Source organism: Methylobacterium segetis (assembly GCF_004348265.1).
Classification (GTDB): domain Bacteria; phylum Pseudomonadota; class Alphaproteobacteria; order Rhizobiales; family Beijerinckiaceae; genus Methylobacterium; species Methylobacterium segetis.
Genome location: NZ_SMNT01000206.1, coordinates 1 through 2943, shown reverse-complemented (window position 1 = coordinate 2943; position 2943 = coordinate 1). Strand labels below are relative to the sequence as shown.

The 2943-nt window shown below is 69.7% G+C and carries 2 protein-coding genes; both read right to left on the bottom strand.

Annotation, left to right across the window (positions count from 1 at the left end; translation table 11 throughout):
- A partial coding sequence (locus tag E1J50_RS25940; protein WP_132257131.1) for a hypothetical protein occupies window positions 1-1032 on the bottom strand: 1032 nt, incomplete at its 3' end.
- A gap of 81 nt (window positions 1033-1113) precedes the next feature.
- On the bottom strand, window positions 1114-2574 hold the full coding sequence (locus E1J50_RS25935) for a glycosyltransferase (RefSeq protein ID WP_132257129.1): 1461 nt from the start codon (window positions 2572-2574) through the stop codon (window positions 1114-1116).
- Between the last annotated feature and the right edge of the window lie 369 nt (window positions 2575-2943).

The window sequence follows — 2943 nt, the reverse complement described above, 5'->3', positions numbered from 1 at the left end:
GTCTGCCCGCTCCACCTCGACGATCTTCGCGCGGACCGCACGCCGGGTCTCCAGCGTGGTCTCGGGCAGGGGCTCGGACAGGAGCGCCGCGCGCGCTTCGGCCCGCCGTTCGGCGATCCGCGCGGCGAGCGTCCGCGTCGCGAAGCGGGCGATGCGCACGCCCCCGTCCTTCGGCCCTGCGATGAGGTCGAGGTCTCCGTCGATCTCGAGGTCGTAGAACGCGAAACCGGTCGCGTCGCGCCCGTGCGCGGCCTTCAGGTCCGGCCGAAAATGGGTCGCGACCTCGGCCAGGGTGTCGTCACCGGAGACGAGCCGCATCGAGGTCGGGGCATCCAGGGAGGCCGCATCGAAGAACCACCCCGCGACGCGGTTCGGGCTCGCGGCGTCGATGTGGAACTTGGGCTTGGCCGCCCATGGGCCGAACTCGATCGTGGTGTCGGCGACGCGGACGGAGAGATGATGCGGCACACCGTCGAGAGCCGCGGGCGGCACCGGCAGCCGGAACCCGTTCCAGCCGCCCCACACGCCGCCGAACATCAGCTCTCGCCGGAATTGGTCCGGGGACGTCGCCCCATCCTCGACCCCATCGACGAGGAGCCGGACGAGAGGGGGCGGCTCCCCTCCTCGTGGCGCGAAGAGCGGGGAGATCCACCCTTCGACCGCGTAGTTGCGCACGCCGTCGATGCGGCCGGCATAGCGGCCGGGACCGACCTCGAAGTGGCGGCGGAGCGTGCGGGCGCCGATCGCGACGCTCACCGTGAGCGTGCTGTGGCCGGCAAGAAGAGCAGGATCGAAGAGTGCGTGCGCGTAGCGGGTGCCCCCGAGCGTGAGCGTGCGCCCCGTCGGTAACGTGCGGGTCGGTTCTCCCGGCGCGCGCAGCGACACCCGGACCTCCGCATTCGGCGAAGCGGCCGGCATGCCGACCAGCACGCCGCTGCCGTAGAGGGTGAACCACGGGCGTGCGGCGGAGCGCGCCGCGAGCCACCGCTGCCCGCCCGTCGCGAGGCTCCTCAGATTCTTGACGAGACGCAATGCCCTTGTCCGACCCGTGAACGCCGACTTCCAGGCGCGGCTTAGCGGCTTTTCAACCGGGGGTGAACCGGCGCCGTCGGCTCAGGCCGCGCGTCCATCGGCTTCCGGGCCATCGGACGCGACCCGCATGGCGCGCCGGCTGCGGTTGAGGACCCGTTTCAACAGGCCGCCGAGGACGAGTTCGATCGCGATGCCTCTCCGGTACCGGTCGCTCCAATCGGCGCCGCTGGCGAGCAGGCGCAAGGGCCCGAAGCTCTGGCTCAGGCGGCGCAGGGCCCGGTCCGACCGTTTGGTGCCGCCTGGCATCTCGGTCAGGCGGTCGACCAGGATGCGCAGTCGCACCGGCTCCGTGTCGATCCATTTCACGATGCCGGGCTCGCTCGCGGCGCTGCGCAGACGATGCCCGAAGATGCCGCGCCGCGTGAATCGCGAGACACGGGCGAGGCTCTCGCGCAGCACGGTGCGCGAGCTCTTCCACCGCACCAGGGCTCCGGTGTGGTTGCTTCCATGCTGGACGTAGCGCGCCAGCGGCTCGGCGAGGTAGCGCAGGCTGCCGCGGCGGGCAGCCAGCAGGGCGATCCAATGGTCGTGATAGGTCAGCCCGGGTGCGGCCGGGAAGGGCAGCGCCTCCTCGATCAATTCCCGCCGCGCGAGGATCGTCATGCCGGTGACGACGTTCGCGAGCAGGAGGCCGCCGAGGCTTCCATATCGAGGCCGCCGGTGCACCCAGTAGGTCGGCGAGATGAGGCTGCCGTCCGGCCGCACGACCTCCATATCCGAGTAGCAGCAGGCGTGATCGACGCCCTCCGCAACCGCGACCTGGCGGGCAAGGCGTTCGGGAAGCCAGACGTCGTCCTGATCGCTGAAGGCGACGAAGCCGCAGCTGTCCGGAAGGGACGCGCAGGCCCGTTCGAAATTGCGATAGAAGCCGAGCCTGGGGCCGGGCGGCAGGAGGTGGAACCGCGAGTCGCCGTCGATCGTCTCGGCGATCGCGCGCAGCACATCCGGCCTCGATTGATCGTCCGAGATGACGCAGATCCAGTCGCGATGGGTCTGCGCGCGGATCGATGCGATCTGCCGGGCGAACAGGGCGGGATCGGGGTTGTGGGTCGCCATGGCGATGCCGACCCGTCCCAGCGCGCGGTTCTCTCCCGTGGGTTCCGCAACCGGCTCGGCCCTGATCAGATCGACCGCGGCGAGGCGGATCTCGCTCGAAGCTCCGTCACCCCAGTTCACGGTCGCTTCGAGAAACGCCGCCCCGTTGCTCAGGCCCGGGTCCGGCGGAAACACCGCCGAGAGGTAGAAGCCGCCGTCGATGCGATCGCCGATTCCGGCTTCCGTCGGCCCGAGCAGACCGTCCTGGAGGAAGAGGCGGCTGACCTCGACGGTCCGGCCACCCTGAACGAGGCGCAGGTGCAGGGAGGCGACGCGCTCAGCGCGATCGTGGACGAAGCCGCGCAGGCCGAGTGCCGCTCCGCGTGCCGACAGGACGACGGGAGACACGCCCCGGTCCAGCGAGATCCAGAGGTCTCTCTCCATCATGATTCATGACCGCCCCGCGGGCGTTCGGAGCGGCGGAAGGTCCGCACGGTGACGTGTCCCGTATCCCTGTCTGGCCGAAGCCGGCGTGGCGACCCCGGTAGGGCTCGAACCTACGACCTGCCGCTTAGAAGTAACAGAATCGCGTCGTAGCTCGGTTCTGCGGGACTGCACAAGGGCAGACGAAATTTCACAAAATCATACGGCCGCACGTCGGCCGGCTTGTCCCTGCCCTCCGTGCAATCGCACTCAGACCCGTTCGAATTTATCGAATGGCGTAGCGCCCCGTAAGTGTAACCCCAGCAGCAACCGCGGCCCTTTCCTGCCAGCACGGCTCTTACTCGGCCGTTCTGAAGGCCCGAGCTGACCCGA

Excerpts from the sequence above, each read along its gene's own strand:
- E1J50_RS25935 (WP_132257129.1), bottom strand. The coding sequence starts at position 2,574 with ATGATGGAGAGAGACCTCTGGATCTCGCTGGACCGGGGCGTGTCTCCC.